The organism is Rhizobium sp. BK049, from assembly GCF_014193135.1.
GTDB lineage: Bacteria > Pseudomonadota > Alphaproteobacteria > Rhizobiales > Rhizobiaceae > Rhizobium.
The window spans coordinates 48,670-74,071 of record NZ_JACHYV010000003.1 but is presented as its reverse complement, the minus strand read 5'-3'; the positions used below and the strand labels follow the sequence as shown (position 1 = coordinate 74,071).

Here is a 25,402-nt window from a genome sequence, read left to right as displayed (position 1 = left end):
AGCGAAGCACTGCATTCCGTCACCATTTCCGCAACCGCGCCGGCTTGCCGGCATCGACTACCCGGATGGTGGAGATGGAGCCGCGCCGATCCTCCCATCTGCTATCCGTCTTTGATAGTCCCCTCGTCCACGGTTGCAACCGTTTTGATGAACGTAACGCATTTTCGTCGGGTGTCGGAAATCGATACGGGCGAGAACCGAAGTTCCCGCCCGATTTACTCGACAAAGGAAGATTGAATTCCGTTTATTCCGCTGCTAGCCGGATGACCTCGGCCTCTTCCTCCTTGTGCTCGTCCGGCTTGTGCTGGATGAGCGGACGGTTGCCCGTCAGCCGTCGCAGCAGCACGTAGAACACCGGCGTCATGAAGATGCCGAAGAAGGTCACGCCGATCATGCCGGAGAACACCGCGACACCCATGGCGGCACGCATTTCCGCGCCGGCGCCCGTGGAGGCGACCAGCGGCACGACGCCCATGATGAAGGCCATGGAGGTCATGAGGATCGGGCGAAGGCGAAGGCGACTGGCCTCGACCGCCGCCTCCCGCGGCGTCCTGCCCTCGAACTCCAGTTCGCGGGCGAATTCCACGATCAGGATCGCGTTCTTCGCCGAGAGGCCGACTAGCACCACGAGACCGATCTGGGTGAAGATATTATTGTCTCCACCGGTGAGCCAGACACCCGTCAGCGCGGCCAGCACGCCCATCGGCACGATCATGATGATCGCCAGCGGCAGGGTCAGGCTCTCGTACTGGGCAGCCAGCACCAGGAAGACCAGCAGCAGCGCCAGCGGGAAAACGACGACGCTCGAATTACCGGCCAGAATCTGCTGATAGGTCAGATCCGTCCATTCGAAGTCGATGCCGGCAGGCAGTGTCTCGCGAAGGATCTTCTCGATTGCCGCCTGCGCCTGGCCGGACGAAAAGCCCGGTGCCGGACCGCCGTTGATATCGGCGGCGAGGAAGCCGTTGTAACGGTTGGCGCGTTCGGGACCGGTGCTCGGCTCCACCTTCAGCAGCGCCGAAAGCGGGATCATCTCGCCCGATGCCGAACGGACCTTCAGCTGCCCGATATCTTCCGGCTGGGCGCGGAATTTCGCATCGGCCTGCACCCGGACGCTGTAGGTGCGGCCGAACGCATTGAAATCGTTCACATAGAGCGAGCCGAGATAGATCTGCAGCGTCTGGAAGACGTCGGTGACGGAAACCCCGAGCTGCTCGGCCTTGGCGCGATCGAGATCGGCATAGAGCTGCGGCACGTTGATCTGGAAGCTGGAGAACAGCCCGGCAAGTTCAGGCGTCTGGTAGGCCTTGGCAAGCACTGCCTTGGTCGCCTCATCGAGCGCCTGGTTGCCCAAGCCTGCGCGATCCTCGATCTGCAGCTTGAAACCGCCGGTCGTGCCGAGACCGTTGACCGGCGGCGGCGGGAACATGGCGATGAAGGCATCCTGGATGGCACCGAATTTCTGGTTCAACGCCATGGCGATGGCGCCGCCAGAAAGATCCGGCGTCTTACGCTCCTCGAAATCCTTCAGCGTCACGAAGACGATGCCGGCATTCGAAGAGTTGGTGAAGCCGTTGATCGACAGGCCGGGGAAGGCGATTGCATTGGCGACGCCGGGCTGCGCGAGCGCGATATCGGTCATGCGCTTGATGACGTCTTCCGTGCGGTCGAGGCTTGCGGCATCCGGCAGCTGAGCGAAGCCGATCAGATACTGCTTGTCCTGCGACGGCACGAAGCCACCGGGAACCGTGGTGAACATGCTGTAGGTCGCGCCGACCAGCGCCAGGTAGACCACCATGACGATGCTCTTGCGCGACACCAGGCCGCCAACACCTTTGCCATAGGCATTCGAGCCTGCGCCGAAGAGGCGGTTGAAGCCACGGAAGAACCAACCGAAGATCGCGTCCATGAACCGCGTCAGCCAGTCCTTGGGCGCGTCGTGGCCCTTCAGCAGAAGGGCGGCGAGGGCCGGCGACAGGGTCAGTGAGTTGAAGGCCGAGATGACGGTCGAGATCGCGATCGTCAGCGCGAACTGACGATAGAACTGACCCGACAGGCCGGAGATGAAGGCGAGCGGCACGAATACCGCGACGAGCACCAGCGCGATCGCGATGATCGGACCGGACACTTCCTTCATCGCCTTATAGGTGGCCGCGCGCGGCGACAGGCCATGCTCGATATTGCGCTCGACGTTTTCGACGACGACGATCGCGTCGTCCACCACGATACCGATGGCAAGCACCAATCCGAACAGACTGAGCGCGTTGATCGAGAAGCCGAAGACATACATGACCGCGAAAGTGCCGATGATGGAGACCGGAACCGCGATCAGCGGAATGATCGAAGCGCGCCACGTCTGCAGGAAGACGATGACGACGAGGACGACGAGCGCGATGGCTTCAAGCAGCGTGTCGATGACCTTCTCGATCGAGGAGCGGACGAATTTCGTCGTATCGTAGACGATCTCGTATTTGACGCCCTCAGGCATGGCCAATTGCAGCTGATCCATGGTTGCGCGCACGTTGTCGGCGATTTCGATCGCATTCGACCCGGGCGCCTGAAGGGCGGCCACGGCCACGGCCGGCTTGCCGTCGAGCAGCGACCGCAACGTATAGTCGGCGGCGCCAAGCTCGATGCGGGCGACGTCGCGAAGGCGGGTGATCTCGCCATTGGCGCCCGTCTTGACGATGATGTTGCCGAACTCCTCGGGCGTACGCAGGCGGCCCTGGGCATTCACGTTGAGCTGCAGGTCGACGCCCGGCTGGCTCGGCGAGGCGCCGATAATGCCGGCGGCCGCCTGGACGTTCTGCGAGCTGATCGCGTTGCTGATGTCGCTGGCGGCGAGTTCATGCTCGGCGGCCTTCTGCGGGTCGATCCAGACACGCATCGAATAATCGCCGGCGCCGAACACCTGCACCTGGCCGACGCCGGGGATGCGGGCAAGCCGATCCTTGATGTTCAAGGTCGCGTAGTTGCGAAGATAGGTGATGTCGTGGCTGTTCCCGTCGGAGACGAGGTTGACGACCATGATGAAGTCGGGCGAGCTCTTGACTGTCGTGATCCCGAGGGCGCGCACCTCCGCCGGCAGGCGCGGTTCGGCCTGCGAAACGCGGTTCTGCACGAGCTGCTGTGCCTTGTCAGGGTCGGTGCCGAGCTTGAAGGTGACGGTGACATTGAGCACGCCATCCGACGTCGCCTGGCTCGACATGTAGAGCATGTCCTCGACGCCGTTGATCTGCTCTTCGAGCGGTGTCGCCACGGTTTCGGCAATGACGCTCGGATTTGCGCCGGGATAGGTGGCGCGCACGACGACCGACGGCGGCACGACGTTGGGATACTCGGAAATCGGCAGCGCCCGCAGGCCGATCAGGCCGGCAACGACGATGAGGACCGAAAGAACGCCGGCAAAGACCGGCCGGTCGACAAAGAATCTGGAGATGTTCATTTCAAAGCCCTCTCCGGGGTGAACATGGATGCAAACTCCCTCTCCGGCGGGTGAGGCGCCGCCGGCGGGTCATATTATTTCGGGTATCGGCCTTCCCCCGCAGGAGAAGGCGGGATCTTACTGAGCGGTCGCGACCTTCTCTTCCATCTGCGGAACGACGACGGCACCGGGACGGATGCGCTGCAGGCCGTTGACGACGATCTTCTCGCCGGCCTTCAGGCCACTTTCGACCACCCGCTGCCCCTCAGTCAAAGCGCCGAGCTGCACCTGCCGGTAGGCGACCCTGTTCTCACCGTCGACGACGAAGACGAATTTCTTGTCCTGGTCGGTGCCGACGGCGCGGTCGCTGATGACGATCTTGTTCTCGGCCTTCGGCTGGCCCATGCGCACGCGCACGAACTGGCCGGGGATGAGACGTCCGCCCGGATTATCGAAGACGGCGCGCACACCGATGGTGCCGCTCGATGCGTCAACCTCGTTGTCGATCAACTGCAGCTTGCCCTTGATCGGCGTGCCTTCGTCGGCGAGCGTGCCGACCTCGACCGGAATCTCTTCGACGGGCGGCAGGGCGCCGTCCGTCTGCGGCAGCTGGGCGAGAGCGCGGGTCACCATCTCTTCGCTGGCGTTGAAGCTCGCATAGATCGGATCGACCGAAACGAGCGTCGTCAGCGCAGGCGAGGCCGATCCGGCCGCAACCAGGTTGCCTGTCGTCACCTCGATCTTGCCGATGCGGCCGGCAACCGGCGCCCGTACCTGAGTATAATCGAGATTGAGCTGGGCAGACTGCAACGCGGCTTGTGCCGAACGCAAGCCTGCCTGCGCCTCGGCCAGCGCGCTCTGGCGCTGATCGAGATCGCTCTGGGAGATGGTGCGGTTATCGGAAAGCCTGCGGCCGCGGTCAAGCTCGGTCTGCGCCAGACTGACCTTGGCTTCGGCCGAAGCCACCTGGCCTTGGGCCTGCGCCACGCTCGCCTGGTAGGGAGCCGGATCGATGGTGAAGAGCAGGTCGCCCTGCTTCACCAGCGCGCCCTCACGGAAAGCCACCGAAAGGATCGCGCCTTCGACACGGGGACGGACCTGGACACGATCGACCGCTTCGAGACGGCCGGAGAAGGTCTCCCAGGCCGTCACGTCGCGGGCTTCGACCACGGCCACCGTCACCGGTACGGCGGGAGGCTGCGCGGGAGCGGAAGCTGCCGTAGCCGTCGTGCTCATCGGCAGCTCGAAAAACAATGCAGCGCCTGAAACGGACGCAATAAGTCCTATGCCGGCGCCCACGAGGGCCCAGCGCTTGCTTCTGGACGTCATCAGTACTCTCCTTGCGGCCCCAGGCCGCCAAAATATCAGATCTTCTTCAATGCAATTGCGGTTGGACGCTTACGTCCTGTAGGAAACGTCCGAAATGGCGGCTGACGTGTTCCTGCCAGTCGGGTGCCTCCCCAGATTTCCCACCATAAATCGAGGGCCAGCCCGTCCCGGCGGGAAGGACATGCTGGCGCACACCGACGCCGGCCTTTTTCAGGCGGGCACCGTAACCGAGTGTTTCGTCGTGCAGAGGATCGTCCTCTGCGGTGAATATCAGCGCTGGCGCGACGCCTGAAAGACGCGAACAGAGACAGGGGGCCGCGTAGGGGTGGCAGCCGCCACCGCTCAGATAATGGCTCCAGCCGTCCGCCCAGCGCTGTCGCATGCCGATCGCTTCGGCCTTGCGGATCGACGACGTGCCCATGAAGGGATCGAGCAGCGGTGAAATCAGTACCTGGCCGTCGAGCGCATCCGGCATCTCATCGCGCGCCTTGAGCGCCACTCCGGCAGCGACGTTGCCGCCCGCCTCCTCGCCGGCGACGAATAGCAGCGACTTGCGGTCGCCGAGACCAGCGGCGCGCTTGTTGGCGAGATAGGTGAAAACGGAGAAGGAGACTTCCAACGCCTTCGGAAAGAGGTTGCCGGACAGTGTGCTGTAGTCGACGGCGGCGACGATGGCGCCGGCTTTGGCGAGACTGACGGCAACCGGCCGGTCGACATTCGTTTCGCTGTCGAGAAATGCCCCCCCATGCAGGTAAAGCACGATCGGCGGACCCTTGCCGTAATCGGCGCCTTGGTAGACACGCGCGGAAACGGGGCCGATGGCCACCTTATCCAGCATCATGTCCTTCCATTCTACCGTCATCGATCCTGTCTCTTTTGCACGCAACCGCCGGGCACACAGCACCTGCCGCTTGCATTTCGTATAAAAAAGATATTGTTATTCAGAACAGGGAATAAGAAGCAATATCGCGATAACACTGTTCCGATTCTCGAATAATGGTGCAACGCAAACTGCGGACTTGAAACCGATGGATCAACTTTCGGCAATGCGCGTCTTCATCCGCGTCGTGGAGACGGGCAATTTCACCCGCGCCGCCGACATGCTCGCAATGCCCAAGGCGACGGTGACCAATCTCATCCAGGGCCTGGAAGCGCATCTGCGCACCAAGCTTCTGAACCGCACCACGCGACGGGTCATGGTGACCACGGACGGCGCGCTTTATTACGAACGCGCCGCCCAGATCATCTCCGAGCTAGAGGAACTCGACGGCAGCCTCTCCAACTCGCAAAGCTTGCCGAGCGGGCGGCTGCGCATCGAGATGAGCGGCGCCTTTGCTGACGCCATCGTCGTTCCGGCACTTTGCGATTTCTACCAACGCTATCCCGACATCCGTCTGGATCTGGGGGTCAGCGACCGCACGGTGGATTACCTGGTCGAAAACGTCGATTGCGCGCTGCGGGCGGGCACGCCCACCGATCAGTCGCTGATAGCCCGGCGCGTTTCGGAGATGGAGCTCGTCACCTGCGCTTCGCCGAGCTACATTCAGAAATTCGGCATGCCCGAACGGCCGGAGGATTTGGAGGCCACGCACTACTCCGTCAGTTATTTCCGCGCCCAGAACAACCGGACCCTGCCCTTCGAATTTCGCAGGGGCAACGAAATGGTCGAGACTACCCCGCGCTGCATCGCCTCGGTCAATGACAGCCGCACCTATCTGACCGCGGCCCTGACGGGCCTCGGCGTCGCGCAGGTGCCGACCTTCATGGCGCGTGAACCGATGCGGCGGGGCGAACTCGTCCGCGTGCTGCCGGACTGGCGCCGCGATCCGGTGCCGCTTTATGTGGTGTATCCACCGAACCGCCACCTCAGCAACAAGGTCCGCGTCTTCGTCGATTGGCTGGTCAAGCTCCTGGTCGAGGCCAAGCTGAACGATTTCTAGAGCATGTCGCGCGGCGGCAAAACAGAGACGGCCCGGAAGGCAAGAGAAACCTTCGACGGGCCGCAAATTTTGAACATCGGACCTGTCGCGCCGCAGACTGGGCGCGGCAGGCTCTGGAGGTTCGGGAGAGAGCGTCAGGGAACTCCACTCTCTCGCGATAAAGTAACTATAGCCACTCCCGACAAGATTGTAAGGGGGAAGACCTACAATCTTCGTTCACATGATTGCGATGACGGCGCCTTCGTCAGATCACGCCGCCATTGGCGCGCAGCGTCTGGCCATTGATCCAGCCGCCGTCCGGGCCGGCGAGAAAGGCGACCACGCAGGCAATGTCCTCAGGCGAGCCGAGCCGCTCCAGCGGGTTCATCTTCGCCATGCGGGCAATGAGTTCCTCCGTTTTGCCGTTGAGGAAAAGATCAGTAGCCACCGGCCCGGGCGCGATGGCATTGACCGTGATGTTACGGCCGCGCATCTCCTTGGCCATGATCGCCGTCAGCGTTTCGACGGCGGCCTTGGTGGCGGCGTAAACCCCGTAGGTTTCGAGCTTCAGCCCGACGACCGAAGTCGAAAAGTTGATGACCCTGCCGCCATCGCGCAGGCGCCGGGCCGCTTCCCTGAGCGTATTGAAAGTGCCCTTGAGATTAACGCCGATCTGGCGATCGAAGTTTTCGTCGTCAGCCTCGGCAAGCGACGACAGCATCATGATGCCGGCATTGTTGACGAGCACATCGACGCCGCCAAAGGCGTCTTCCGCAGCGTCGAACACCCGCCGGACGGCTTCAGAATCGCTGACATCCGCCTTGGCCGTCAGCGCCCTGCTGGCATCGATTGCGTGCTGCGCGTCGGCACGCCTGCCGACAGCGACATGGTCATCAGGCGCGTCGCCATGCTTGATGAGGTCACGCTCGCCTCTCCCGCCTATATCGCCGCCCGCGGCCCGCCGCAGCATCCTGACCGGCTTGCCGGCCACCGCATGGTCGGCTTCCACTCCAGCAGCACCGGCAGTCTGCTCCCGCTTGAATTCACCATCGGCGGTGCGGCACGTAACATAACCATTCCAGCGACCGTCACCGTCAACGCCGCTGAAAGCTATGTTGCGGCAGCGAGGATGGGCCTCGGTCTGATCCAGATCCCGCGCTACCACGCCGAAAAAGATCTGTCCGACGGCACGCTGGTCCACGTGCTCCGGGATTTTCCACCGACCCCGACCCCGGCTTCCCTGCTCTACCCCCGCAATCGCCAGCTTTCGCCCCGCGTGCGCGTTTTCATCGATTGGCTGGTGAAGCTCTTCGCTCGACAAAATTCCAAAAACACGCTTTGCTAATATAAGCGTTTAGGGGAAGAGCCATGGCACTCAGCGATATCACCGTCTACCAGACGGAAGATGGCTTCGTCGTCGAATTCGGCGGTGAGGGTGAAGACAGCATTGCCGTAACGCTGCGAAGCGCACCCGAACTGACATTGGAAAACGCGATCCGGCGTGCAAAGGCCCTGCTTGCTGCAGCAATCGAACCGGCCCATGGTGACGGCGCGCGCAGCAAGGATCCGGCCCTGCTCGAAGAGGAACTGGAGGAAGGCCTGGAAGATTCCTTCCCCGCGAGCGATCCGATCTCGGTTACATCATCCTCGATCCCAATGCGTAATCCGAATGCCGGCCGCTGACGCGGCCGGCCCCATCAAATGGTTTTGGGATGACGGCGGCGGCAGCGAATGTTATCTGCCTCGGTTATGACCGATGGTGGAATGACAAAAGGCGCGATCGGCGATGGCGCGCTTGCCGGCGAAGTCCTCAGGGCGTTTTTCGAGCGCGATGCGATCACTGTGGCCCGCGAACTGCTCGGCTGCCATCTGAGCGTGGACGGCGCCGGCGGCCGCATCACCGAAACCGAAGCCTATTTCCCCGATGACGAAGCCTCGCACAGTTTTCGCGGGCCCACCAGGCGCAATGGCGCCATGTTCGGCCGGCCCGGCAATGTCTACATCTACCGCATCTACGGCATGTACTGGTGCCTGAACTTCGTCTGTCATCCGGGCTCGGCCGTGCTGATCCGGGCGCTCGAGCCGGAAACGGGAATTGCCGCTATGACGGAGCGGCGCGGCACTGATATGCTGACGGCGCTCTGCAGCGGCCCGGGCAAGCTCTGCCAGGCGCTCGGCATCGATATCGAAATCAATGACAGACTGCTCGACCGCCCACCCTATGCATTGACGCCGTCCACGCCGGTGCCGATTGTTGTGGGGAAACGCATCGGCATCACGAGAAATGCCGAAGCACCGTGGCGCTTCGGCATTCAGGGATCGCGATATCTCAGCAAGCCGTTTCGCTGATCACTCCATGACCGCACTGTGGTCGACGGCAGGCGCGGCCTTCGGCTTGCGCAGCAACAGCACCAGCGGAATGACCGCGAGCGACATCAACATCAAGAGCTTGAAATCGTCCATATAGGCGATGATCGTCGATTGCAGCGTGATCATCTCGTTGAGCGAAGCGCGGCCGGCGGCCGTGAGCGGGCTCAACCCCTGCGCCGCGGCCGCATTGAAGGCGTGGTTGAAAGGCGTCACATAGGCCGCGATCGACTCATGATTGCTCTGCGTGTTCTCGACGATCAGTGCCGAGACGATCGAGATGCCGACCGCCGAGCCGATGTTTCGCGACAGATTGTAGAGGCCGGTGCCGTCGCCACGCATTTGGGCGGGCAGCGTCGCGAAGGCGATCGTCGTCAGCGGCACGAAGAGAAAGCCGAGGCCGGCGCCCTGGATGAAGCCGACCGAGACGATCGTCCATTGCGAAACATCAGGCGTCCATCCCGTCATATCGTACATCGCCCAGGCTGTCAGGCCGAGACCGAGCACCAGCAGCAAGCGCGTATCGACCTTGCCGATCAGCCGCCCGACAATGAACATACAGAGCATGGTGCCGAGCCCGCGCGGCCCCATGACGATGCCGGCGGTAATGACGGGATAGCCCATCAACGTCTGCAGATAGGGGGTCATCAGCGCCAGCGAGGCGAGGTAGGTGACGCCAACCACGAAGATGAAGATCATGCTCACCGTGAAGTTCTGGTCGAGAAACAGCTTCGGATTGACGAAGGATTTCTCTGCGGTCAGCGTGTGCACCACAAGCAGATAGAAGGCGGCGGCGCAGACAATCGCTTCGACCATGATCTCGCCCGAAGAGAACCAGTCGAGCTGCTCGCCGCGGTCGAGGAAGAGCTGCAGCGCGGCGATGAACAGGCTCATCATCCCGAAGCCGAACCAGTCGAGTTTGGCGAGCGCATCCCGCTTGGTCTCGGCAACGAAGACAACGATGCCCATGAAGGCGAGCGCGCCGATCGGCACGTTGATATAGAACACCCAGCGCCAGCTGATATTGTCGGTCAGCCACCCGCCGATGACCGGGCCGAGCACCGGCCCGACCATGACCGAGACGCCGAAAAGCGCCATGGCCGAGCCGCGTTCCTCCACCGTATAGATGTCGAGGAGAATGCCCTGGGAAAGCGGCACCAGCGAGGCGCCGAACAGGCCCTGCAGCAGGCGGAAGGCAACGATCTGGTTCAGCGATTGCGCCAGGCCGCAGAGAACGGAGGCGGTCACGAACCCAGCGATAGCGACGAGCAGCACGCGCTTGCGGCCGAATTTGGCGGCGAGGAAACCGGAGGGCGGCGTCATGATCGCCGCCGCAACGATATAGGAGGTGAGCACCCAGTTGATCTGGTCGGCGGAGGCCGACACGCTGCCCTGGATATAGGGCAGCGCCACGTTGGCGATCGTCGTGTCCAGCGCCTGCATGATGACGGCGAGAATGACGCAGGCCGTGATCGCGCCGCGATTGGCGACCCGGGTCGCCGGAGATGCAGGAGCGTTACTCATGGTCCTTGCCCTGAGGCCAGCCCAGAAGCGTGTTGACGAAATGGGGCAGGCCGCGGGCATGGCCGGTATCGACATCGACGACCGTGCTCATGCCGACGCGCAACGGCGGCTTGCCTGCGGCATCCTCGATGCTGACGCGCATCGGAATACGCTGCACGACCTTCACCCAGTTGCCGGTGGTGTTCTGCGCCGGCAACAGCGAGAAGCTGGAACCCGAAGCCGGGCTGATGCTCTCGACCTTGCCCTTCCAGGTCACGCCGGGATAAGTGTCGACATGGATCTCGGCCGACTGCCCAGGCTTGACGTAAGTCAGCTCGGTTTCCTTCGGGCTGGCGGCGATCCACAAATGGTCGGTAGCGACGAGCGAGAATGCCTGCTGCGAGGCCTGCAGGTAGGAGCCGACCTGCAGCGCGTTGATATTGGTGACGATGCCGTCGAAGGGCGCCTTGACGACACTGTGGTCGAACTCGCGCTGGGCGTTGTCGACCTGCGATTTGGCCTGCAGGTAGAGCGGGTTTTCCTCGACCGGCTGGTCGGCCCTGCCGCCGAGCTGGGCGAGCGTCGTTGCTGCTTCCGCCTTGGCGACGGCAACCTTCTGCTGAGCGGCCTCGAGATTGTGCTTGGCCTCGTCATAGGCGGATTGCGTCGCGCTGCCGTTGTTAACGAGGGCCTGCTGCCGGTCGAACTGATCCTGATAATAGGGCAAATCGGCTTGCGCCTGCATGATCTCGGCAAGCGACTGCTGATAGCTGGCCTTGAGGTTCATGATCTGATTGCGCTGCACGCCGAGCTGCGCCTTGGCGCCGTCGAGCGCGATCTTGAAGGAATCGGCCCTCAGGCTGAAGAGCACCTGCCCCGCCTTGACCGCCTCGTTTTCATGCACGTCGATCCGGTCGACGATGCCCGAGACATCCGTGGTGACCCCGACCATATCGGCCTGGATATAGGCGTTGTCGGTCGACATCACCTGACCGCCATTGACGTAATAATAACCGCCGACAACGAGCGCGACCGGCAGCAGGGCGAAGAGAACGGGCCGCGTGAGACTGCGCCGGCGGCGGACCTGGTTGCCGCCAGGCGCAGCCACGGCGGCAGCCGGCGCTGAACTGGATGAAGGCGCTTCGGCTACCGTTTCCTGCTGTTTCGCTTCATTTTCTTCAATAGGTGACTTTGCATTGGCGTCGGCAACGACGCGGAGGGGGAATTGATCAGCCATCGTTCATCTCATTCTCGTCAACCGGGGCCCGGCATGCCTGGACCAGGTTGGTCTTCATTACGGACAGGATGTGGAAAAGCTGCTCACGCTGCTCGACTGACACACCTTCCAGCGCCTCTGCGCGGGTCACATCGCCAAGTTCGCGCATTTCGGCGAGCAGAGGATGCGCTTCGTCGCGCATGTAGAGGAGCCAGATCCGCCGGTCGGTCGGATGCTGGCGGCGCTCAATGAGCCCGCGTTCAGCGAGTTTGTCGAGAATACGCACCAGCGTGATCGGCTCGACTTCGAGAATTTCGGCAAGGCCGCTCTGGTGGATCCCCTCGTTATTCGAGAGATAGGCGAGCGTCTGCCATTGCGAACGTGTCAGCCCAAGACACTTGGCGCGTTGCTCGAAGCGCTTGCGCAGCAGTCGTGCTACATCGTGGAGAAGGAATCCGAGTGTGGGCGTGGCGTTCATGGAAACCTGTGCCGGATATTTATAAGCATCCTTATGATGTGCTCACATATATTGAGCGCAGACGCTCGCACAAGAGCGTAAGCCGCAGATTCTGCAACCGGAGCCAAAATGCCGCAGCCCGCAGCCGGCAGCTTGCCGTCCCTCACAGCTTTAGGCTCGAACGGTGGCCGTGGCATCGCCTGGCCCTAGTTTCTGGCAAGAACTATCCGCTGAAATGGTCTGGAGGGCCTATGGCGTTCTTCGAAAGCATGCTGACGCTGCTCTTGGTGGCGATCATCTTCCTGCAATTCTCCAGGAAGTTCCGTGTGCCTTATCCGACCATGCTGGCAATCGCCGGCATCATTGTCGCTGCTTTCCCGTGGGCTCCGGAGGTGGCGATCGATCCCAGGCTTGCGCTGGCGCTCTTCATCGCACCCGTACTTTTCGACGCCGCCTACGATTTGCCGCCGAGGACGTTGAGGCGCAACTGGCTGCCGCTCTTTTCGCTTGCCGCAATCGCCGTCATTTTGACGGCCGCGTCCGTTGCCGCCGTCGGCGTTGCAATGGCCGGCCTGCCGCTTGCCGTGGCCGTCGCACTCGGCGCCATCGTGGCGCCGCCGGATGCGGTCGCGGCGACCGTCATGCTCGACCGCTTCAATCTGCCCCGCCAGACCTATGTAATTCTCAAGGGCGAGAGTCTGCTCAACGATGCCGTCGCCCTGCTCATCTTCAGCGCCGCAGTGGCGGCCGCCACCAGCCCCGCCTTCCTTACCGGCATTATGGCAGAATTGACGCTGGCAGCGCCGGGTGGTCTCATCCTCGGTTATCTTCTCGGCCGCCTCTACATGATCGTTGGTCTGAAGCTCGCCGGCACGCTCGGCGGCACATTGCTCGAGTTCGTCGCCACCTTCGGCACGTGGATCATCGCCGAGCGACTGCACCTTTCGGCGATCCTGGCGATCGTCGCATATGCCATGGTGATCGCCCGCTACATGCCGGAGCGGCAGACGGCCCGCCACCGCATTCATTCCTATTCGGTTTGGGAAGCCGCGGTTTTCCTGCTTAACGTGCTCGCCTTCCTGCTGATGGGCTTGCAGGTCCGCCAGATCGTCCTCGATCTCGATCCCGGCCGGCTGAGTTTTGCGATCACCTTGGCAACCGCGGTCTTTGTCACCGTCATCGTCGTGCGCCTAGCCTGGGTGCTCGTCTATAACCGCGCCATCACCTTTCTTGCCGAGCGCGGTCTCACGACACAAGCCGCTCCCTCATTTGCTGCGAGCCTGCTTGCCGGCTGGTGCGGCATGCGCGGTCTCGTCACGCTCGCAACTGCGCTCGCCCTGCCGATCGACTTCCATGATCGCGATATTATCCTGCTCAGCGCGCTGGCCGTCGTTCTCGGCACGCTCATTGTCCAGGGGCTGACGCTCGGGCCGCTGATCCGCTTCCTGAAATTCGATCCGGACAAATCCCTGAACCGCGATCTCACCAAAGCCCGCGTGGCATTGATCGACGCGGCTCTTGCCGAGCTTGAAGGCGAGGACAAATCCACCCGAATCCTGCGCGACGTTTACACCTCGGAGCGTGAGATTGCTGCCGACGGAAGACACCCGCGCGAAGTCAGCAGGCTCGATAGGCAGCGCCGCAGCGTCATCGCCGCGAAACGCCGAAAACTGGCGGAGATGCGTCGTGCCGACGAGATTGATGACGATGTTTTCCATGCGTTGGAACAGGAGCTCGACTGGGCAGAGCTCGCCGTCCTGCCGCCCGGCCGCGACGAAATCGTCGAGAGCTGACGCCGCCCATGAGCTTTGACGGATCGCTGAACGGCAGCCAATTGGCATTTGCTATTTTTCGCCGCTGCCGTTTATATCCAGTTTCATAGCGTTACGATTTTTCCGATTTGCATTGCATGCCGGCCTTCCTTTCCAGAATTGAACGCCGGGCGAAATCACGGAGGCAAGTCCTTCGTTCAAAGCAGCAAGACATGAATAGCATCACTTCATCTTAAGTTCGGTGGCAGTCGATCGGCCATCGCGATTGGAGGGACCGATTATGACTTTCGCGCTTCGACGGATATTGATGCTCGGTTGCATCGCCACGTTCATGCCTCTGGTCGCGATGGCGCAGGGCGCACCGTCCGCCCCTCCCCCTGTCACGGTCGCAAAGCCGGTGGTGCGCGATGTCATCGACAATGACGAATTCATCGGCCGTTTCCAGCCGGTCGACGAAGTCTCCGTGCGTTCGCGCGTCGGGGGCTACCTACAGGAAGTCCATTTCGAGGACGGCGCCTTGGTCAAACAGGGCGACCTGCTCTTCGTCATCGACCAGCGGCCGTTCGTCACCGCGCTCAACCAGGCAAAGGCCACGCTCGAAGCGTCGCAGTCCACTCTTGTCTTCGCCGACGCTCAGTACAAGCGCGCCCAGTCTCTCGCTTCGAGCGGCAGCCAATCCGCGCAGACGCTCGACGATCGCCGCCGCGAATTCGATTCCGCTGAGGCCAATGTCCGCGGCGCTCAGGCCGCGGCCGACCGCGCGGCTCTCGATCTCGAATATACCGAGATCCGGGCGCCACTCAGCGGCCGTATCGACCGCCGCTTGCTCTCGACCGGCAATCTCGTGCAGGCCGACCAGACGGTGCTCACGACGATCGTCTCCCTCGATCCGATCGACTTCTATTTCGATGTCGACGAGCGCCGCCTGCTGAATTTCGCCGACACTGCACGCAAGCAGGGCAAGGACCTGCAGCTCGGAGGCGGCGGTGTCGACGTATCCGTCACGATCTCCGATCCGACCGCCAAACCTTTTATGGGGAAGCTCGATTTTGCCGAGAACCGGGTGGACAACGAGAGCGGCACCATCCGCATCCGCGCCCGCCTTGCAAATCCTGATCTCGTCCTGCAGCCGGGCCTGTTCGGCCGTGTGCAGGTCGCAGCCTCCAATACATACAAGGCCATCCTCGTCCCGGACGAGGCTATCGGCTCGGACCAGAATGAACGTGTCGTCTATGTGGTCGATGCGCAAGGCAAGGTTTCGACCAAGCCCGTCAGGCCCGGACCGCGGCTCTACGGCTATCGCGTCATCCGTGAAGGCCTCGACGGCAACGAGACGATCATCGTCAACGGGCTGATGCGCGCCCGGCCTGGCTCGACCATCACACCGCAGATGAGCGAACTGCCGCAGGAGCGGCAGGACACTGCGCCGGAATCCGCGAATGCGGAGACCGGACAATGAGATTTGCGCACTTTTTCGTGGACCGGCCGATCTTCGCGGCCGTCATTTCCATCCTCTTTCTGGTCGTCGGCGGCATCGCCTATACGCAGCTGCCGGTCTCTCAATATCCGGAGATCGCGCCGCCCACCATCGTCGTGCGTACCTCCTATCCGGGCGCCGACCCGCAGACCATCGCCGACACCGTTTCGACCCCACTCGAGCAGCAGATCAACGGCGTCGAAGACATGCTTTACATGTCTTCCTATTCCAGCGCCGACGGCGCCATGTCGCTGACGATCACCTTCAAGCTCGGCACCGATCTAGATAAGGTGCAAGTCCTAGTCCAGAACCGCGTTTCCATCGCACTTCCCCGCCTTCCCGAGGAAGTCCAGCGCCTCGGCGTGACCACGGACAAGAGCTCGCCCGACCTGATGATGGTGGTGCACCTCCTGTCGCCATCGCATCGCTACGACCAGCTCTACGTCTCCAACTACGCCCGCAACCGCATCCGCGACGTGCTCGTGCGTCTCGACGGTGTCGGCGACGTGCAGATCTTCGGCGAACGCCAGTATTCGATGCGCATCTGGCTCGATCCGGAAAAGCTCTCCGCCTACGGCATGACGTCCGACGACGTCGTTTCGGCCTTGAGGGACCAGAACGTCCAGGTATCGGGCGGCAAGATCGGCGCACCGCCGGTGACCGGCAGGAACGCGTTCGAATATACGGTGCGAACGGACGGGCGCTTTTCCGATGTGCGCGAGTTCCGCTATGTCATCGTCAAATCGACGGGAGCAGGCCGGCTCGTGCAGCTGCAGGATGTAGCCCGCATCGAACTTGGCGCCCAGGACTACGTCACCAACAGCTATCTCAACAACGACCCTGCGGTCGCGCTCGGCATCTTCGCCCGGCCGGGAACCAATGCACTCGATACGGCCCACCAGGTCCAGACGCTTATGAAGGATATCTCCCAGAATTTCCCGGAAGGCCTGGAATATCGCATCGTTTACGACACGACCGAATTCATCTCGGACTCGATCAACGAGGTCTATAGAACCATCGCCGAAGCGGCCATCCTGGTGGCTATCGTCGTTCTGGTTTTCCTGCAATCCTGGCGGACCGCGATCATACCGATCGTCGCCATTCCCGTCTCGCTGATCGGCACCTTCGCGGTTCTGCTCGCCTTCGGCTTTTCGCTCAACATGCTGACGCTCTTCGGCCTCGTGCTGGCGATCGGCATCGTCGTCGACGATGCGATCGTGGTGGTGGAAAACGTCGAGCGAAATCTGGCGCGCGGAATGACGCCGAGGCAGGCGTCGCACGTGACGATGGACGAAGTCGGAACCGCTGTCGTGGCGATCTCGCTGGTCCTGATCGCGGTATTCGTGCCGACGGCTTTCATCCCCGGCATATCGGGCCAGTTCTACAGGCAGTTCGCCGTGACGATCTCCGTCACCACTGCCATATCGGCCTTGAACTCCCTGACGCTTTCGCCGGCCCTCGCGGGCATATTGCTGAAAGCCCATGATCACCAGACGAAGCGCAAGAGCATCGCCTCACGGCTGGGGACAGGTCTTGCAAGCGGCTTCAATCGCGGCTTCGACCGGATGAGTTCGGGCTACTCATGGATTGTCCGGCACCTTGTCAGAAGCTGGGTAGGCCTGACCTGCTCGATGCTCGCCTTTGCCGCCCTTCTGGGCGCAACATGGTACATGAGCACCAGGGTTCCCTCGGGCTTCATCCCCACTATGGACCAGGGTTACGCGATCATCGTCGTGCAGCTTCCCGACGGTGCCTCGCTTGCGCGTACCGATGCAGTCGTCAAAAAGGTGGGCGATATCGCCCGAACCGTGCCCGGCGTCGGCAACGCCGTGCAGTTTGCCGGCTTCAGCGGAGCGACGTTTACCAATGCTTCGAATTCGGGCGTTGTCTTCGTTCCGTTCAAATCCTTTGCCGAACGCGAGGAAGGCGGAGAGAACGCCAACAAGATCATCGGCGAACTCTTCGGCAAGCTGCAGAGCATCCAGGAAGCCTTCATCATTGCCATCCCCCCGCCGTCCGTGCGCGGCGTCGGCAACTCCGGCGGCTTCAAGATGCAGATTTCCGATCTTGAAAACCCTGAAATGACGCGCGTGCTCGGCCTTGCCCGCCAGATGATGGGGGCGGCGGCTACGACCGAGGGACTCACCGGTGTCTTCACGACGTTCTCCGATGCCAGCCCGCAATATTTCCTTTCGATCGACCGCGACAAGGCGCGCTTCCTGAACGTGCCGATCCCCAATATCTTCAATGCGCTTTCGATCAATCTCGGCGTCGCTTACGTCAATGATTTCAACGCATTCGGCCGTGTCTACCAGGTCCGCGCCCAGGCAGACCGACAATACCGGATGGACAAGGAAGACATCCTCGCCCTGAAGGTGCGCTCGGCCACCGGTGCGCTCGTGCCCTTGGGAACGCTGATGGACATTCAGGATTCCAGCGGACCGGCGCTTGTGCAGCGCTATAACATGTATGTCTCGGTGCCGCTCCAAGGCAATCCGACGCCCGGCACCTCGACCGGCGATGCCATCAAAAAGATGGAGGAACTGGCCGCCAAGATCCTGCCGCCGGGAACGACTTTCGAATGGACGGAACTCGCCTATCAGGAGACTCATACCGGCAACACCGCCGTCTATATCTTCGCCCTCTCCGTAATTTTCGTCTTCCTGGCGCTGGCCGCCCAATATGAAAGCTGGGTTCTGCCCCTTGCGATCATTCTCATCGTTCCGCTTGCTGTACTCGCGGCGCTGATTGGAGTGTGGCTCAGAGGCATGGACAACAACGTCCTGACCCAGATCGGCCTGATCGTCCTGATCGGACTGGCGGCGAAGAACGCCATTCTGATCGTCGAATTTGCAAGACAGGCGGAAGAGGAAGGCAAATCGCCGGTGGAGGCCGCAATCGAGGCCAGCCATCTTCGCCTGCGCCCGATTTTGATGACCGCATTCGCCTTCATCTTCGGCGTTCTGCCGCTTGCCATCGCCACCGGCCCCGGCGCCGAAATGCGTCAGTCACTCGGAACAGCCGTTTTCTCGGGCATGCTCGGCGTGACGCTCTTCGGCCTGTTCCTGACGCCGGTCTTCTACGTCGTGCTGCGCGGCCGACGCCGCAGCCGCATGGTTGAAAGGCCTGTCGAAGCCGTTCCGGCCGAAAGGGAGACAGTCTGATCACTCTAGCCTGTCGCGCAAAAAGTGTGCAGCGGTTTTGCGGCAACGACATGTTTGAAAACTAAGACCCAAGCGCAGGGGAGAATCTGAAAGATTGCGACGCGCTTTATGACACAGCCTCGTGCTGGGACGATGTCAGGTGGAAAACAGATGCACCCGGCCCTGCCAGAACCGTGCGACGGTCAGCTTGCCGCTGCGAAAGGCGCGTGTATCGAGATTGAGCCGCCTCGGGCGAATGTCGGGCTCGTCGCTGGGCGTATGGCCGTGCACGACGAGCTTCGGCAAAGGAACCCTGCTTTCGAGAAAGCGGTGGCGGATAAGGACCAGGTCCTCCTCCGTCTGCGCGGAGAGCGGGAGCATCGGATCGATGCCGGCATGCACGAAAACCACGCTCGGTGTGTCCAGCATGATCGGCAGCGCCCGCATGAAATCGATATGCGTATGCGGCAGCGACTGCCGCAGAAAGGCGTCGAGCTGCGCGCCGGAGGGGAAGACGAGCGGCAGATGCTCCGGATCGAGCCCATAGGATTTAAGCGATTCCGCCGATCCCATCCGCATCCAGTCGTCATAAGGGAGCCAGCCGTCGACATAATCGAGCATGGCGATCTCGTGATTACCGGCAAGACAGATACGGTCGAAACCGTCAGGCGGCGGCTCCATGAGGTGAGTGATGACCTGTGCCGATTCCGGGCCCCGGTCGATATAGTCACCCAGCGTCACGATCAGCTTTTGCCCGGGCAATCGCGCGCCATCTTGCAGAATCGCCTCCTCAGCTTTCCGAAGCAGGTCGTAGCGGCCGTGAATGTCGCCGATCGCATAAGTTGGAATCTCGGCGATATCCAGCGTCAGGCGCGGTCTCGGCTGGCGCCCCATTTTCCAAACCTCGCTATGGCGAGCAAGTGCTTCACCCATCATATTCCTCAATTGGATAGCCCGGTTAACCATAAGTAGAGTGCAAGGCGAGGCGATCAAGTTGGTGAGAAAATTCGAAGCTTTGGGTTTTTCTGGAAAAACCGTTCTTATCATCCGGAGGAAAATCCCTCACTCCTGTCACCCGTCGAGGAAAGAGTGAGCGATGGGAACGATATCGCAATTTCAAGACCGGATCCGGCCGCCGGCACGCCGCATCGAAAACGAAGAGGAGGCGATATCCACGGCTCGCAACCTCGCCGACACATTCCGTCGACATGCAAGCGAGCGCGATATCAACCGCATCCTGCCTTTTGCCGAGCTCGACGCGCTGTCGGTTTCGGGTTTGACGGCAATCTCTGTTCCGCCCGAACATGAAGGGCTCGACGTGCCGAACGCCCTGCTTGCCGAAATCATCGCGATCATTGCCGAGGCCGACGCCTCGATCGGCGAGACCCTGGAAAATCACTTTTCCGTCCTGGAAGCCCTCCGCACCCAGGCGCCCGAGGATCTGAAGGCATCGCTGTTTACCCGTGTGCTGCTCGGCGACCGCTTCGCCGGCGCAACCGTTGCCGACGGCAGCGAGCTGTCGCCCGAAGGATCGGGGTACCGCCTGAGCGGACGGATGCGGCAGGCGCCCGGTATTCTCTACGCCGATTGGATTGCCGCTGACCTCACACTTCCGCCCGGCCGCCCTGTGACGCTTTACTTCAGCCGCAACAGCGAGGACATGCAGGTGGTCGATGATTGGGACGGTTTCGGTCAGCGCACCAATGGGTCGGCAACGACGATCGCCGGCGCAGTGCATGTCGATGCCGGCACAATCGCGCCGGCCCCCTCGTCCGCATATTCGACGGGCATTTCGCTCGGCCTGCTGCTTAAGGCGGGCGTAGGCCTCGGCATCGCGCGAGCCGCATGGGCCGACCTGATGACAGCTATTGGCGATCGCACCGTCTTGCCCTCCCGGCTCGGCGAACACGCTGTCGGCATCGAAATCACGGCGGCAGCTCTGGAGCGGGCGGGCCGCAAACTCGATATTGCCCAGGTCAATCCTGTAGAGGCGGCGATGGCGGACGCCTATTTTTCTGCCTCGGCGGCCGCAATAACTGCCGGGGAAACGGCCCTTAGCGCCGCAAATGCACTGTTCGAACTTGCGGGCGAAGCGTCAACCGGCATCGGCCTCAATCTCGACCGCCATTGGCGCAATGCACGTATCCACGCGCTGTCGCTGCCGCGCGATCGATTGCTGCACCGCGCCGGCGACCATATGTCAAGATGAGCGCTGAACGATCACAGCATGACGCCCTGGGAGTAACGCAGACCACACGAAACAAAACGTCTCAGCTGGCGGCGGAGATCGGCAGTTCATCCCCGGTGTCCTCAATGCGGCCACCGGCGGCGACGAATTGGTCGAGGGTCATATTGTCCAGAATGGCGGCGATCGCGTCCCGAACATCGGTCATCGAACGCCGCACTTGGCAGGTTTCCGGGTCGGCGCAGTCGTCGCACGCCTCGTAAGCCGTGCGGCTGGCGCAACGGATCGGCGCGAGCGGACCATCGAGCGTGCGGATGACATGGCCGATACGGATCTCGGATGCCGGCCGAGAGAGAGAATACCCGCCGCCAGGGCCTTTCTTTGAACGCAGGATTCCGACATTGCGCAGTTCGAGCAGGATCGTGTCGAGAAACTTCTTCGGAATATTGTTCCGCGCCGCGACGTCATTGATGAAGGCGGTCTCGCCCGGCGCCAGACGCGCCAGATCGACCAAGGCCTTGAGGCCGTATTTTCCCTTCTTCGTCAGCATCGTCGTCGCCTTTTGGAAACCGAAATATTTGCCCGTCAATAGCAGCCAAATAACGTCGAAATCGTGAAGATACAACAAAATAGCTAATATTTATAGCTTGTATCGGCAACGTCCCCGGTCGGCTCTTTGCGGCAGCTTCGATCAAATTGTCTTCAGCATGCCGCCATCGACGAAATAGGTCGATCCGATACAATAGCTCGCCCGCTCCGAACTCAGAAAGACGAAGACATTCGCCAGTTCTTCCGGTGTGCCGAAGCGTTTGGAGGCGGCATGTTCATTGGCAACGCTCTGCAGGTAGCCTTCCCAGTTTCCGCCGCTTTCGGCCGTCAGCTGCTTGGCGGTCTTGATCCAGTCGGGCGTCAGGATCAAGCCGGCGTTGATGCAGTTGACGCGGATATTGTCCTGGATGAGCTCGGTCGAGAGTGTCTTCGAAAACATCATCAGCGCCGATTTGCTGACATTGTAGATCGGCTCGTACCAGAGCGGCTGGACGGCGCAGATCGAGGCATTGTGCAGGATCACCCCGCCGCCGCGTTTCTTCATCTGCGGTGCGATGCCGCGCGCAAGCCTGACGGCGGCCATCACATGCAGGTCCCAATAGGCCTGCCATTTCTCATCAGGCGCCTCCATGACGGTCTCGTTCGATCCGGTGCCGGCATTGTTGATGAGGATATCGGCGCCTCCCTTTTCGGCAGCCGCCGCAATGATCGCCTCGGTTCCCTCAACCGTCGCCACATCTGCGGCGACAGCGACGGCGCTGACGCCGAATTTCTCGGCGATGCGGACGGCTTCCGCCTCCAGCCGTTCGCCGCCGCGCGCCGCCAGAACGAGGTCTGCGCCCTCAGCCGCCAGCCCTTCGGCGATCGCGAGCCCGATGCCGACCGACGCGCCTGTTATGACGGCGATCTTTCCCTTCAATCCCAGATCCATATCTTCCTCCCGAAGCGGCCAGCGATCCCGGCCTTAGATTAGGGGATGAGTGTTCCGCCAATGAATCCGGGCGTCAAGCACCCAAACGTCTCTTGCAGCAGGCTCCGTTCTGTCGCAGCCTGCATCCGCACCGGGAGGAATTTTCATGCGACGTTATTCAGCCTGCATAGAATGGCTGTTTGCCGAAGAGGGCGACAGCTTTGCCGACCGTATCCGTCGCGCCCATGCCGGCGGCCTGACGGCGATCGAATTCTGGCGCTGGACCGACAAGGATCTGGATGCGATCGAGACAGCGCTGAAGGAAACCGGCCTTGCCGTCACCAGCCTCGTCGCCGAGCCGATGATCGCACTGACCGATGCCGCCAACCGGCAGGCCTGGCTGGCGGGCCTTGCGGAATCCGTCGCAGTCGCCAAACGCCTCGGCGCGCCGGTGCTGATCGCCCAGGCCGGCGACGATCTCGCCGGCTTCAGCCGTGATGAACAGCGCGTGGCCCTCACCGACACCCTGAAATCAGGCGCCGATATCCTGGAAGGGAGCGGCGTGCGGCTCGGCGTAGAACCTCTCAACATCCGTATCGACCATATCGGCTACTTCCTCGATTCGACCCGCGAAGGCCTCGACATCGTCGATAACGTCGGCCGCCCCGAGATCGGTATCGTCTACGACATCTACCATTCCGCCGTGATGGACGAACGCACCGAAGACGTGCTGGACGGCCGCCTCGACCGTGTTTTCCACGTCCATGTCGCCGATCATCCCGGCCGCAACGAACCGGGCTCCGGCGGCATCGACCTCGCCCATCGCCTCAACTGGATCTTCGCCAACGGCTATGACGGCGCCGTCGGCCTTGAATACCGGCCAACGAGGGCCGGCGCGGACGCGGTCAAAGCCGCGATCGCCTCGCTAAACGGCTAGGAGCCGGTGCCTTCTGCGAAGGCCTCAAGCTCCGGGTCGAACTCGACCTCGACGACATTGTTGAAGACAGCGGTCGCCAGCATGATGCCGGCGAAGGCGACGAGATCGACGAGCGCCTTGGTTTCGTAGCGTTCTTTCAGCCTTTCCCAGAGCTCGGCCGGAACGGCGTTTGAATCGGCGACAACAGCCCTGCCGAAGGCATCGAGCAGCGCCTCCGCTTCGGAAAATTCCATAGCATCGAGATCAAACCCCTTGTTGATCAGCGCCCTGCGAAAGAAGGTGATGGCAATCTTCGATTTCGCCGCCTTCGAGATCGCATGCGAGAAGATCCAGATCTCGCGGTCGCTGATGACAGGATCGAGCTCGGCCCGCAGCGTGAACCATTCGGCGTAGATGCGATGGGCGACCGGCGAATGGAGGAGCGTCCGCTTCATGTTGGTCATGCGTCCGCGCAGTCTGATTTCTTCATCATGCGCCGCGCGAACCTCAGGCGAAGCGGTGTCGTAATCGATCTGCGGGAGGTGGCTCATCGGCTCCGCTCTTTCTGCTGCATCAAGGTAAATCCGCTTGGCCGTCGCGGTAGTCCCGCCTAGACTGATCCGATCAAGGCGGAGGCTAGGCATGAGCGGCGACCACCAGCATTCTCACATCGACTGGCGCGAACACGGTGTCAAGGTCATCCCCGGCAATTCGCTCGACCCGAACACCGCGCAGACTCCGGGCATGAACCGCGCGACCGCGATCAACCATGCCCGTGCCGGCGCAGAGAAAATCTGGGCGGGCACGGTGACGATCCATGCCAATGCGAAAACCGGCGCCCACCATCACGGCGATCTCGAAAGCATCATCTACGTCGTCAAGGGCAAGGCCCGCATGCGCTGGGGCGAGCGTCTGCAATATACCGCCGAAGCCGGCCCCGGCGACTTCATCTATGTTCCGCCCTATGTGCCGCACCAGGAGATCAATGCCAGCCGCGACGAGACGCTGGAATGCGTGCTCGTTCGCTCAGGCCAGGAACCGGTCGTCGTCAACTTAGATATCGAACCGGTCGAGAAACCGGAAGACGTCGCCTGGATCGATCCCATCCACCGCTGACGCCGCTCAGGCGTGAACGGCGCCGGCGCTGTTCACCGCCGGGTTTTCGATGATCCGGCCGGTATCGGCGGCATAGAGGTGGATCGCATCGTGATCGATCGCGATACCGATCGGATCCCCCGATTTCACGGTCACGGCCTCGGTCAGCGCCACGGCAAAGGGCAGCCCGTCGAAATCGGCATGAACGACGCGGCTTGCGCCGAGCTCTTCGATGAAATCGGCCGTCGCCACCAATGCGCCGGGCGCATCCGGGGCCACCAACCGGGCCGCCTCGGCGCGCATGCCGAGCACGACGCGTTTGCCCTTCAGCGGCGCGGCGCGTTCGCGGGGCAGCGCGATCTTGCGGCTCTGGTCGTAGACGAAGACGCCCTCGTCGTTGATCGTGCCTTCGAGCAGGTTCATCGCCGGCGTGCCGACAAAACCGGCGACGAAGCGCGAAACCGGATGATGATAGACCTCTTCCGGCGTGCCGACCTGCTCCACCCTGCCGCCGTTCATCACCACCAGCCGGTCGGCCAGCGTCATCGCCTCGGTCTGGTCATGGGTGACGAAGATAGAGGTGGCGCCGAGACGGCGGTGAAGGCGGCGGATCTCGGCGCGCATGGCGATGCGCAGCTTGGCGTCGAGGTTCGACAGCGGCTCATCGAAGAGGAACACCTTCGGTTCGCGGATCATCGCGCGCCCCATGGCGACGCGCTGGCGCTGGCCGCCGGAAAGCGCGGCCGGGCGGCGGTCGACGAAAGGTTCGAGGCTGAGCGCCTTGGCGACCTCGGCGATGCGCCGATTGCGCTCCGCCTTCGCAACGCCCGCAACCTTCAAGGCATAGCCGATATTCTCGGCGACGGTCATATGCGGATAGAGCGCGTAGTTCTGGAACACCATGGCGCAGCCGCGCTCGCGCGGCTCGAGCTGGTTGACGACGCGGCCGTCAATGGCGATTTCACCGCCGCTGATTTCCTCCAGTCCGGCGATCATGCGCAGCAGCGTGGACTTGCCGCAGCCGGACGGACCGAGGATGACGATGAATTCGCCGGACTGGATCTCCAGATTGACGCCATGAACGACAGGATGTTTGCCGTAGCTCTTCTTCACATCACGGATTGAGATCGGTGCCACAGG

At 62.0% G+C, this 25,402-nt stretch carries 20 protein-coding genes and 2 pseudogenes; 10 read left to right on the top strand and 12 right to left on the bottom strand.

Annotated features, from left to right (window positions below; genetic code table 11):
• Positions 1–244 precede the first annotated feature (244 nt).
• The 3 genes from FHT70_RS03935 to FHT70_RS03925 form a co-directional block, all read right to left on the bottom strand.
• Entirely contained in the window at positions 245–3,445 is a 3,201-nt protein-coding gene (locus FHT70_RS03935) for a multidrug efflux RND transporter permease subunit (protein ID WP_183699072.1), read from the bottom strand.
• Between the two features lie 117 nt (positions 3,446–3,562).
• Positions 3,563–4,753, bottom strand: coding sequence for an efflux RND transporter periplasmic adaptor subunit (locus FHT70_RS03930; protein ID WP_183699070.1), 1,191 nt, complete (start codon positions 4,751–4,753; stop codon positions 3,563–3,565).
• A gap of 46 nt (positions 4,754–4,799) precedes the next feature.
• A complete protein-coding gene (locus FHT70_RS03925) occupies positions 4,800–5,615 on the bottom strand; it encodes an alpha/beta hydrolase fold domain-containing protein (protein ID WP_183699068.1) in 816 nt (271 codons plus the stop codon).
• A gap of 166 nt (positions 5,616–5,781) precedes the next feature.
• Between FHT70_RS03925 and FHT70_RS03920 the strand changes: the two genes are divergently transcribed.
• On the top strand, positions 5,782–6,693 hold the full coding sequence (locus FHT70_RS03920) for a LysR family transcriptional regulator (protein ID WP_183699066.1): 912 nt from the start codon (positions 5,782–5,784) through the stop codon (positions 6,691–6,693).
• A 244-nt stretch (positions 6,694–6,937) separates the two neighbouring features.
• Here the strand turns inward: FHT70_RS03920 and FHT70_RS03915 are convergent.
• Positions 6,938–7,510: pseudogene (locus FHT70_RS03915) on the bottom strand (SDR family oxidoreductase); the annotation flags it as partial.
• Between FHT70_RS03915 and FHT70_RS03910 the strand changes: the two are divergent.
• From FHT70_RS03910 to FHT70_RS03900, 3 genes and pseudogenes are all read left to right on the top strand, one after another.
• Positions 7,451–8,017, top strand: a pseudogene (locus tag FHT70_RS03910) (LysR substrate-binding domain-containing protein); the annotation flags it as partial. The pseudogenes FHT70_RS03915 and FHT70_RS03910 sit on opposite strands and share 60 nt — an antisense overlap.
• A 23-nt stretch (positions 8,018–8,040) precedes the next feature.
• Positions 8,041–8,355 carry a hypothetical protein gene (locus FHT70_RS03905; RefSeq protein ID WP_183699060.1) on the top strand — a complete coding sequence of 105 codons (315 nt, stop codon included), beginning with the start codon at positions 8,041–8,043 and terminating at the stop codon, positions 8,353–8,355.
• A gap of 66 nt (positions 8,356–8,421) precedes the next feature.
• Entirely contained in the window at positions 8,422–9,021 is a 600-nt protein-coding gene (locus FHT70_RS03900; RefSeq protein WP_183699388.1) for a DNA-3-methyladenine glycosylase, read from the top strand.
• Here FHT70_RS03900 and FHT70_RS03895 read toward each other — a convergent pair whose 3' ends face one another.
• The 3 genes from FHT70_RS03895 to FHT70_RS03885 are packed head-to-tail and all read right to left on the bottom strand — an operon-like array spanning position 9,022 to position 12,236.
• Positions 9,022–10,563 carry a DHA2 family efflux MFS transporter permease subunit gene (locus tag FHT70_RS03895; protein ID WP_183699057.1) on the bottom strand — a complete coding sequence of 514 codons (1,542 nt, stop codon included), beginning with the start codon at positions 10,561–10,563 and terminating at the stop codon, positions 9,022–9,024.
• Positions 10,556–11,779: an HlyD family secretion protein gene (locus tag FHT70_RS03890; RefSeq protein WP_183699055.1), complete on the bottom strand. Its 1,224-nt coding sequence runs from the start codon at positions 11,777–11,779 to the stop codon at positions 10,556–10,558. The genes FHT70_RS03895 and FHT70_RS03890 overlap by 8 nt, the downstream gene beginning before the upstream one ends.
• Positions 11,772–12,236 carry a MarR family transcriptional regulator gene (locus FHT70_RS03885; RefSeq protein WP_183699053.1) on the bottom strand — a complete coding sequence of 155 codons (465 nt, stop codon included), beginning with the start codon at positions 12,234–12,236 and terminating at the stop codon, positions 11,772–11,774. Before FHT70_RS03885 ends, FHT70_RS03890 begins: the two co-directional genes overlap by 8 nt.
• 230 nt (positions 12,237–12,466) lie before the next feature.
• On the opposite strand from FHT70_RS03885, the gene FHT70_RS03880 reads away from it, so the two are divergent.
• From FHT70_RS03880 to FHT70_RS03870, 3 genes are all read left to right on the top strand, one after another.
• Positions 12,467–14,008, top strand: coding sequence for a cation:proton antiporter (locus FHT70_RS03880; protein ID WP_183699051.1), 1,542 nt, complete (start codon positions 12,467–12,469; stop codon positions 14,006–14,008).
• A gap of 259 nt (positions 14,009–14,267) precedes the next feature.
• Positions 14,268–15,446, top strand: a complete 1,179-nt coding sequence (locus FHT70_RS03875) for an efflux RND transporter periplasmic adaptor subunit (RefSeq protein ID WP_183699049.1) — start codon at positions 14,268–14,270, stop codon at positions 15,444–15,446.
• Complete coding sequence (locus tag FHT70_RS03870; protein WP_183699047.1) at positions 15,443–18,628, top strand: multidrug efflux RND transporter permease subunit; 3,186 nt, start codon at positions 15,443–15,445, stop codon at positions 18,626–18,628. Before FHT70_RS03875 ends, FHT70_RS03870 begins: the two co-directional genes overlap by 4 nt.
• 135 nt (positions 18,629–18,763) lie before the next feature.
• Here FHT70_RS03870 and FHT70_RS03865 read toward each other — a convergent pair whose 3' ends face one another.
• A complete protein-coding gene (locus FHT70_RS03865) occupies positions 18,764–19,540 on the bottom strand; it encodes a metallophosphoesterase family protein (protein ID WP_183699045.1) in 777 nt (258 codons plus the stop codon).
• A 163-nt stretch (positions 19,541–19,703) separates the two neighbouring features.
• Between FHT70_RS03865 and FHT70_RS03860 the strand changes: the two genes are divergently transcribed.
• Positions 19,704–20,816 carry a monooxygenase gene (locus FHT70_RS03860; protein WP_183699043.1) on the top strand — a complete coding sequence of 371 codons (1,113 nt, stop codon included), beginning with the start codon at positions 19,704–19,706 and terminating at the stop codon, positions 20,814–20,816.
• Between the two features lie 61 nt (positions 20,817–20,877).
• On the opposite strand, the gene FHT70_RS03855 is transcribed toward FHT70_RS03860, so the two are convergent.
• Positions 20,878–21,342, bottom strand: a complete 465-nt coding sequence (locus FHT70_RS03855; protein ID WP_085780172.1) for an Rrf2 family transcriptional regulator — start codon at positions 21,340–21,342, stop codon at positions 20,878–20,880.
• A gap of 141 nt (positions 21,343–21,483) precedes the next feature.
• Entirely contained in the window at positions 21,484–22,272 is a 789-nt protein-coding gene (locus FHT70_RS03850; protein ID WP_183699041.1) for an SDR family oxidoreductase, read from the bottom strand.
• Between the two features lie 145 nt (positions 22,273–22,417).
• Between FHT70_RS03850 and FHT70_RS03845 the strand changes: the two genes are divergently transcribed.
• Positions 22,418–23,188 (top strand): TIM barrel protein, encoded by a 771-nt coding sequence (locus FHT70_RS03845; RefSeq protein ID WP_183699039.1) that lies wholly within the window; start codon positions 22,418–22,420, stop codon positions 23,186–23,188.
• Here FHT70_RS03845 and FHT70_RS03840 read toward each other — a convergent pair.
• On the bottom strand, positions 23,185–23,718 hold the full coding sequence (locus FHT70_RS03840; RefSeq protein WP_183699037.1) for a hypothetical protein: 534 nt from the start codon (positions 23,716–23,718) through the stop codon (positions 23,185–23,187). The genes FHT70_RS03845 and FHT70_RS03840 overlap by 4 nt on opposite strands.
• Before the next feature lie 91 nt (positions 23,719–23,809).
• On the opposite strand from FHT70_RS03840, the gene FHT70_RS03835 reads away from it, so the two are divergent.
• A complete protein-coding gene (locus tag FHT70_RS03835; RefSeq protein ID WP_183699035.1) occupies positions 23,810–24,283 on the top strand; it encodes a cupin domain-containing protein in 474 nt (157 codons plus the stop codon).
• A 6-nt stretch (positions 24,284–24,289) separates the two neighbouring features.
• Here FHT70_RS03835 and FHT70_RS03830 read toward each other — a convergent pair whose 3' ends face one another.
• Complete coding sequence (locus FHT70_RS03830) at positions 24,290–25,399, bottom strand: sn-glycerol-3-phosphate import ATP-binding protein UgpC (RefSeq protein ID WP_183699033.1); 1,110 nt, start codon at positions 25,397–25,399, stop codon at positions 24,290–24,292.
• Positions 25,400–25,402 lie beyond the last annotated feature (3 nt).

Excerpts from the sequence above, each read along its gene's own strand:
- FHT70_RS03880 (WP_183699051.1), top strand. The coding sequence starts at position 12,467 with ATGGCGTTCTTCGAAAGCATGCTGACGCTGCTCTTGGTGGCGATCATC.
- FHT70_RS03840 (WP_183699037.1), bottom strand. The coding sequence starts at position 23,718 with ATGAGCCACCTCCCGCAGATCGATTACGACACCGCTTCGCCTGAGGTT.
- FHT70_RS03870 (WP_183699047.1), top strand. The coding sequence starts at position 15,443 with ATGAGATTTGCGCACTTTTTCGTGGACCGGCCGATCTTCGCGGCCGTC.
- FHT70_RS03850 (WP_183699041.1), bottom strand. The coding sequence starts at position 22,272 with ATGGATCTGGGATTGAAGGGAAAGATCGCCGTCATAACAGGCGCGTCG.
- FHT70_RS03895 (WP_183699057.1), bottom strand. The coding sequence starts at position 10,563 with ATGAGTAACGCTCCTGCATCTCCGGCGACCCGGGTCGCCAATCGCGGC.
- FHT70_RS03925 (WP_183699068.1), bottom strand. The coding sequence starts at position 5,615 with ATGACGGTAGAATGGAAGGACATGATGCTGGATAAGGTGGCCATCGGC.
- FHT70_RS03875 (WP_183699049.1), top strand. The coding sequence starts at position 14,268 with ATGACTTTCGCGCTTCGACGGATATTGATGCTCGGTTGCATCGCCACG.
- FHT70_RS03935 (WP_183699072.1), bottom strand. The coding sequence starts at position 3,445 with ATGAACATCTCCAGATTCTTTGTCGACCGGCCGGTCTTTGCCGGCGTT.
- FHT70_RS03885 (WP_183699053.1), bottom strand. The coding sequence starts at position 12,236 with ATGAACGCCACGCCCACACTCGGATTCCTTCTCCACGATGTAGCACGA.
- FHT70_RS03920 (WP_183699066.1), top strand. The coding sequence starts at position 5,782 with ATGGATCAACTTTCGGCAATGCGCGTCTTCATCCGCGTCGTGGAGACG.
- FHT70_RS03860 (WP_183699043.1), top strand. The coding sequence starts at position 19,704 with ATGGGAACGATATCGCAATTTCAAGACCGGATCCGGCCGCCGGCACGC.
- FHT70_RS03855 (WP_085780172.1), bottom strand. The coding sequence starts at position 21,342 with ATGCTGACGAAGAAGGGAAAATACGGCCTCAAGGCCTTGGTCGATCTG.
- FHT70_RS03835 (WP_183699035.1), top strand. The coding sequence starts at position 23,810 with ATGAGCGGCGACCACCAGCATTCTCACATCGACTGGCGCGAACACGGT.
- FHT70_RS03865 (WP_183699045.1), bottom strand. The coding sequence starts at position 19,540 with ATGGGTGAAGCACTTGCTCGCCATAGCGAGGTTTGGAAAATGGGGCGC.
- FHT70_RS03905 (WP_183699060.1), top strand. The coding sequence starts at position 8,041 with ATGGCACTCAGCGATATCACCGTCTACCAGACGGAAGATGGCTTCGTC.
- FHT70_RS03900 (WP_183699388.1), top strand. The coding sequence starts at position 8,422 with ATGACCGATGGTGGAATGACAAAAGGCGCGATCGGCGATGGCGCGCTT.
- FHT70_RS03890 (WP_183699055.1), bottom strand. The coding sequence starts at position 11,779 with ATGGCTGATCAATTCCCCCTCCGCGTCGTTGCCGACGCCAATGCAAAG.
- FHT70_RS03930 (WP_183699070.1), bottom strand. The coding sequence starts at position 4,753 with ATGACGTCCAGAAGCAAGCGCTGGGCCCTCGTGGGCGCCGGCATAGGA.
- FHT70_RS03845 (WP_183699039.1), top strand. The coding sequence starts at position 22,418 with ATGCGACGTTATTCAGCCTGCATAGAATGGCTGTTTGCCGAAGAGGGC.